General features: G+C 75.5%; 6 protein-coding genes. 4 read left to right on the top strand and 2 right to left on the bottom strand.

Annotated elements, in window-relative coordinates:
* Window positions 1–44 precede the first annotated feature (44 nt).
* A complete protein-coding gene (locus tag ACFU74_RS02135; protein WP_380750334.1) occupies window positions 45–665 on the bottom strand; it encodes an NIPSNAP family protein in 621 nt (206 codons plus the stop codon).
* A gap of 62 nt (window positions 666–727) precedes the next feature.
* Between ACFU74_RS02135 and ACFU74_RS02130 the strand changes: the two genes are divergently transcribed.
* The 4 genes from ACFU74_RS02130 to ACFU74_RS02115 all read left to right on the top strand — a co-directional run bounded on the left by ACFU74_RS02130 (window position 728) and on the right by ACFU74_RS02115 (window position 5,500).
* Entirely contained in the window at window positions 728–1,768 is a 1,041-nt protein-coding gene (locus ACFU74_RS02130) for a helix-turn-helix transcriptional regulator (RefSeq protein ID WP_380750331.1), read from the top strand.
* Between the two features lie 14 nt (window positions 1,769–1,782).
* Window positions 1,783–4,560 (top strand): tetratricopeptide repeat protein, encoded by a 2,778-nt coding sequence (locus ACFU74_RS02125; protein WP_380750328.1) that lies wholly within the window; start codon window positions 1,783–1,785, stop codon window positions 4,558–4,560.
* 78 nt (window positions 4,561–4,638) lie between these two features.
* Window positions 4,639–5,052: an SSI family serine proteinase inhibitor gene (locus ACFU74_RS02120; RefSeq protein WP_380750325.1), complete on the top strand. Its 414-nt coding sequence runs from the start codon at window positions 4,639–4,641 to the stop codon at window positions 5,050–5,052.
* A gap of 79 nt (window positions 5,053–5,131) precedes the next feature.
* The gene (locus tag ACFU74_RS02115) at window positions 5,132–5,500 is read left to right on the top strand and encodes a hypothetical protein (protein ID WP_380750322.1); all 369 of its coding nucleotides are present in this window, start codon (window positions 5,132–5,134) and stop codon (window positions 5,498–5,500) included.
* Between the two features lie 553 nt (window positions 5,501–6,053).
* Here ACFU74_RS02115 and ACFU74_RS02110 read toward each other — a convergent pair.
* Window positions 6,054–6,248, bottom strand: a complete 195-nt coding sequence (locus ACFU74_RS02110) for a hypothetical protein (protein ID WP_380750488.1) — start codon at window positions 6,246–6,248, stop codon at window positions 6,054–6,056.
* Between the last annotated feature and the right edge of the window lie 94 nt (window positions 6,249–6,342).

Raw genomic sequence — 6,342 nt, 5'->3', positions numbered from 1 at the left:
CCGCGCTTTCTACCACTCCTATTGGGCCGCCTTCGACATGCCCGTCAAAACCCACCCCCCCGACTACCCCGCGTGACCCGGTGGGGGAAGTCGGCCCCGCCGACTTCCCACTCCACGGGCTCCAACCTCAACTGCACCGCTGGCCACGGGTGCGGCTCGGCCGGGCCGAACCACACCCGGACCTCCTCGCCCTCCCTCACCGGCAGGGCCGGGAAGTCGTTGACCGCGTGCTCGGTGCGGTGGAGGGCGTGGTGCGTGCCCAAGTGGCGGGCGGCGTAGGCGTCGAAGGCCTCCGGGCCCGCCGGGTGGCAGATGGTCACGAGAACCGCGCTCACACCCGGAGCCGCCGCGAAACCCGGCCCCCTCAGCAGCAGCACGTCATCACTGTCGACCATCGTCGCGTTCGCCTCCTCCCGCCGCCGCCGCCACACCGGCCCGCCGTAGAAGGCCTCCAGCGAGCGCCGGCGGCTCGCCATGTCCGGGAACGACCGCAGCCACACGAAGCGGTCCGGGTCGTCCAGGTCCCGGAACCGCCCGCCGACCCTGATGCCGACCGCCTCCTGCCCTCCCACGAACTCGCGCTCGAACAGCTCGATCAGCGTCTCGCGCGCCCCCGGGTGCAGGGTGTACTGGCGGAGTTCAACGATGTCGTCCGTACCATCCATGCCCCGCACGCTAAGCGGGCTTCACTGACACCTCTTGTCAGCGAAGCCCGATACTTCTCCCCATGCGCGCGAGCCGACTCGTCACCCTCCTCCTCCTGCTCCAGAACCGCGGCCGGATGACCGCCCGGCAGCTCGCCGCCGAGCTGGAGGTCTCCGTCCGCACCGTCTACCGGGACGTCGACGCCCTCGCCGCCGCCGGGATCCCGCTGTACGGGGCCGCCGGGCACGCGGGCGGGTACCGGCTCGTCGACGGGTACCGGACCCGGCTGACCGGCCTCACCGGCGACGAGGCGCAGGCGGCGTTCCTCGCCGCGCTCCCCGACGCCGCCGCACAGCTCGGCCTCGGGGAGGCGCTCGCCACGGCGCAGCTCAAGCTGCACGCCGCGCTCCCCGCCGAACTGCGCGAGCACGCCGGGCGGATCCGGGAGCGCTTCCTGCTCGACGCGCCCGGCTGGTACGGCGACGCCGGCCGCACGCCGCACCCCCACCTCGCCGACGTCGCCACCGCCGTCTGGGAGCGGCGGGCGCTGCTCCTGCGCTACCGCCGCTGGCGGGCGCCGGAGGAGATCGAGCGGCGGGTCGACCCGTACGGGCTCGTGCTCAAGGCCGGCCGCTGGTACCTGGTCGCGGGCGGGGCGACCGGCCTGCGCACGTACCGGGTCGACCAGGTCCTCGGCCTGTGCCTGCTCGACGAGCCCTGCGCCGCCGCCCCCGCCGGCTTCGACCTCGCCGCCCACTGGCACGCCTCCCTCGCCGACTTCCGGGCCCGACTGCACACCGGCGAGGCCCTGGTCCGGCTGACGGCGGAGGGCGCCCGCCGCCTCGGCGTGACACCGGACGCCACCCCCGACGGCTGGACGGAGGCCCGGATCCCCATCGAGTCCGTCGACCACGCCCACGGCGAGTTCCTCCGGCTCGGCACCGGGATCGAGGTGCTGTCCCCGCCCGAACTCCGCGACCGCATCGCCGCAACCGTCCGGACCCTGGCGGCCCGCTACCGGGCACAGGAGGACACCGCTCACCGGACGGTTCTCCGGAAAGTCCCGCAAGTGGTGGCAGCCGCCGCCGTGGAGACGGAATCATGGCCGGGGCCCAGTGATTGACGGAGGATCACACCATGATCGAATCGGCGGAGCCGGACGGCGTCGAACAGCAGATCGTCGTCAACGACGTCACCAACTCCACCGTGCACGGCGACCTGATCCAGACCGGAACGTACATCCGCCAGGACGCCCCGCCGCCCGAGCCGCAGTGGCCGGTCCTGATCGGCGCCCTCCCCGTCCTGGCGAGCGCCTTCCAGCCCCGCGCCGCCGTCCGGGCCAGGATCGACGAGGCGCGGACCGGGCACGAGACGGTGGTGCTCACGCAGGTCCTCGCCGGGGGCGGCGGGGTGGGCAAGAGCCAGCTGGCCGCCGACTACGCCCACCGGGCGCTGCGCCCCGACGGAGGCGTGGACGTCGTGGTCTGGGCGCCGGCCGCCGACCCGGTCGCGGTGCTCGCCAGGTACGCGGAGGCGGCCCTCGCGGTCCAGGTTCCCGGGGTCACCGAAGGGCCGGCCGCGATCGAGCAGAACGCCCGGCTCTTCCTCAACTGGCTGCGCAGCACCGACCGCGGCTGGCTGGTCGTGCTCGACGACGTCACCGACTTCACCGCCACCGGCCCGCTGTGGCCGGGGAGTTCCCGGCGGGGCAACGGCCGGGTGCTCGCCACCACGCGGCAGCGCGGTGCGCACGCCTCCGGCGGCGGCCGGGCGCTCGTCCCGGTGGACGTCTACAGCGCGGCGGAGGCGGCCGGCTACCTGCGGGACCGCCTCACCTCGGCCGGCTTCCCGTACCTGCTCGACGAGCGGGCGGGCGAACTCGCCGAGGCGCTCGGGCGGTTGCCGCTCGCCCTCGCGCACGCCGCCGCGTTCATGGTCAACCAGCACCGCACCTGCGCCGACTACCTGGAGCTGTTCCACGAGCGCAGCCGCACGCTGGACGCCGTGCTGCCGCCCGAGGCGGACACCGAGCTGTACGGCAGGCCGGTCGCCACCGCGCTGCTGATCTCGCTGGAGGCGGCGCAGCGGACCGAGCCGAAGGGCCTGGCCGTGGCGGCGGTGCAGCTGGCGGCCCTGCTCGACCCGGCCGGGCACCCGCGCGCGCTGTGGACGACGAAGGCCACCACCGACTACCTGGCCCGCCACCGCACCCCGGCCGAACCGGAGGCCCCCGCCGAACCGGAGGCCCCCGAGCCGCCCGCGAACGGCCGTACGGCGCGGCGCCGGCTCCCCCGGTTCCGGCGCCGGGGGCCGTCCGCCGAAGCGCCCGACGAACCCCCCGCCCCACCGCCGGTCAGCCCCGACGAGGCGCTGACCGTGCTCGCCGTCCTGCACTCCTACAACCTGATCGCCAGTCGCCCGGCGGGCGACCCCGAGGTGCAGCCCTGGGCGGCACCGGCCCACCGTGAGGTCACCATCCACGCGCTGACCGCCCGCGCCGCCCGCGACACCAGCCCCGAGCCGCAGCGGCACCAGGTCGCGGCGATCTGGGCGCTGAGCGAGCTGTGGCCGGAGGAGGAGCACGTCGACCACCGGCTGAGCACCAGCCTCCGCACCAACACCGCCGTGCTGCAGGGCCACGTCGGCGACGCCATGCACCACTACCCCGGGACCCTGCTGCGCGAGAAGGCGGGCATCAGCCTCCTCCACGCCCGGCTCCACGAGGCCGCCATCGCGCACTGGAGCGAGGAGGTCGACACGCTGACGCGCGACCTCGGCCCCGAGCACCCGCGTGCCCTCACCTCCCGGGCCAACCTGGCCGCCGCCTACCAGCAGGCCGGGCGGTCGGCGGACTCCATCGCGTCGCTGAAGCAGGTCGCGGTGGCGTACGAGCGACTACGCGGCGCGGAGCACCCCGACACCCTGACCGTCCTCGCCAGTCTCGCCATCTCCTACAGCGTGGCGGGCCTGGACGGGGCCGCGATCGCGCTCAAGGAACGGGTGCTGGCCACCCGGGAGCGGGTCCTCGGCCCGCTCCATCCGGACACCGTGTCCTCCCGCTCCGACCTCGCCGTCTCCTACAGCCACGCGGGGCGCACCGACGAGGCCGTGGCGCTGGAGCAGCGGGTCGTCGGCGAACAGCGCGACTACGGCGACCACCCCTCGTCCCTCACCTCGCGTGCCAACCTGGCCACCTCCTACCGCCAGGCCGGGCGGCTGGCCGAGGCGATCGCGATCCAGGAGGAGGTCCTGGCCGGCCGTGAGCGCGCGCTGGGGCCGGACCATGCCGAAACGCACCACTCCCGCGTCGACCTCGGGCTGTCCTACTGCGAGGCCGGGCGCGCCGAGGAGGGAATCCCCCTGGTGGAGCGGGGCTCGGCCGGTCTGGAGCAGGTGCTGGGCGCCGACCACCCGGAGGCGATGGGCGCGCGGGGCGACCTCGCCGTCGCCTACCGGCGCAACGGCCGGAACGAGGAGGCGGCCGAGCTCGGCGAGACGGTTCTGCAGGCGCGGTCGCGGGTGCTCGGCCGCGAGCACGAGGACACGCTGCTGTCGGCCGCCAATCTGATCAACGCCTACGCCGAGTGCGGGCGCACGGAGGAGGCCCTCAAGCTCGCCGAGTCGGCGCTCCCCCGGCAGGAACGGGTATTCGGGCCGCGTTCGGAGACCGCGCTGATCGGACGGGACGCCATCGCCGTCCTGCGGATCCGGCGCGGTATGGCGCTCCTGGGACGGGACCCGGGCCGGGCCGGCCTGGACGCCATGGCGGCGATCGCGGCCGTCGGCCCGCACGTCCAGCCCCGCTTGCACACCTACGACGACCTCCTGGAGGCGGCGTACGGCCTCGCCTCCCGGGCGGCTGAACGGGCCGCCGGGCAGGGCGACGCCACGCCCGGTCCCGCGGGCCCGGCCTGAGAAGTCGGACCCGCCGACTTCCCACTCCGCTACGACCGCCGGCCGTGACCCGCCCCCCGGCGGGTCGTTGCGCCGGGTGTGAAGACGACCCCCACCCTCGCCCTCCTCGCGACCGCCCTGCTCGCCACCGGTCTCGCGGGCACCGCCAACGCCATCACCCCCGTCCCCGTCCCCGCCGCCGACGCCGTCCTGCGGCTCACGGTGGCGCACGGGCCGACCCCGACGTCCGGCACACCGCACGTGGTCAGCCTCGACTGTCCGCCGGGCGGCAGCACCACCCACCCCGACCCGTTCACCGCCTGCCGGCTGGTCGACTCGGTCAACGGCGACCTCGGGCAACTGAACGTCGACCCGGGTGTCTGCAACCAGATCTACGACCCGTACACCGTCACCGCCACCGGCGTGTACCGGGGCCGGCACCTCTCCTTCCAGCGCACCTACGGCAACCACTGCGTCCTGCTGCGCACCACGGGCGCGTTGTTCGACTTCTGACCGGCCGCCCCGACGGCCGGGGGCGCGGCCTGCGATGCTCTCCTCGGCCGTTCATCGTACGAACTAGGGGGGAACGAGCGTGGAGACCGGGGAGATCGGGGCACTGCTGGAAGAGCGGGAGGCGCGGGCATGGCGACGCGCCCAGCGGTCGCGGGCCTGGGGGGTGCACGCGCTGGGGCTGCTGGCGCTCGGAGCGTGGCTGTGGGCGGTCGGGCTGGCCTTCCTGCCGGTCACGCACGAGTATCCGAGCGGCGTCAGGGAGCATTGCGGCTCGCCGATGTTCTACGAGAACCTCGGGGCGGACTTCAGAAGGGTCAACTGCGACGACTTCACGGCCGACCGGATGCGCAGCGCGGTAGGCGTCGGGCTGGCGACGCTGCCGCTCTCGGCCGTGTGGCTCTGGCGGGCGGTCAACGTGCGCCTCCAGCGTGTGGAGGACCGGTGCTGAACACCGCCGGCCCGCCCCGGCCGACGGCCTGACGCGCCATCGGATCCACGGTGCTCACCGTCCGCGCGCCGGCCGCGAGGTCCGTGCCGGCGCCCGCGCGCGGCGCAGCGCACCGTCGATGCGGTGGCGCCCGCCGACCGGGACCGGCGGCTCCGCGCCGGGGACCGCGCTGGAGGCGGGGACGGGCAGGCGGTGCCCGGCAGGCCGGGTGTCCGTGCACCGACGAGCTGGCGGCGCGTCGCGACCACGTGCTGTTCGGCGTCCGGGTCGGCGGTGTCGAGGCCGGCCCGCCCGATCCTGCGGCGGGCCTCCTCCGGCGGCCGGGGGCCGTCACCGCCGTCACCGCCGGGGTGCGCGAAGTGCGCGAGGTCCCGACCGGTGGTCGGCGCGGCGCCCACGACGGCGCCGGCCGAGGTGCTGACGACCAGGTCCACCGCGGCCAGGTCGACGCCCAGGGCGGGCCGGCCTCGGGCGGTTCCGGCCACCCGGACGGTGCCGGCGGGCCTTCCCGGGCCGCGTACGAGCGCGCCGCCGGCCACGGCACCCGCGCCGGTCAGTCCCCGTCCCCGTCGGCGCCGCCGCCCACCTCGCGGCGCTGGGACTTCTGGTAGCGGCGCAGGACCCGGCCGCTGCCGACGGTGGCGGCCGCGACGACGCGCGTCCAGCGGGGGCCGCCGCGGTCGGCCCAGACCACGCAGACGCAGCCCCCGACGACGAGTGCCAGGATGACGACCAGCAGCGCACCGATCACGGCGGCCCCTCCGTTCTTCGTTCCCGTACGGTCCGGGTGGTGCTCCCGGCCGCCTCCCCGGTTCCGCCGTCCTGGCGGGCCGGTCCGGTGT

Source organism: Kitasatospora sp. NPDC057500, from assembly GCF_042802195.1.
GTDB lineage: Bacteria > Actinomycetota > Actinomycetes > Streptomycetales > Streptomycetaceae > Kitasatospora.
Note: the sequence above shows the minus strand (reverse complement) of the source record. Positions and strands in the feature narration are given on the sequence as shown.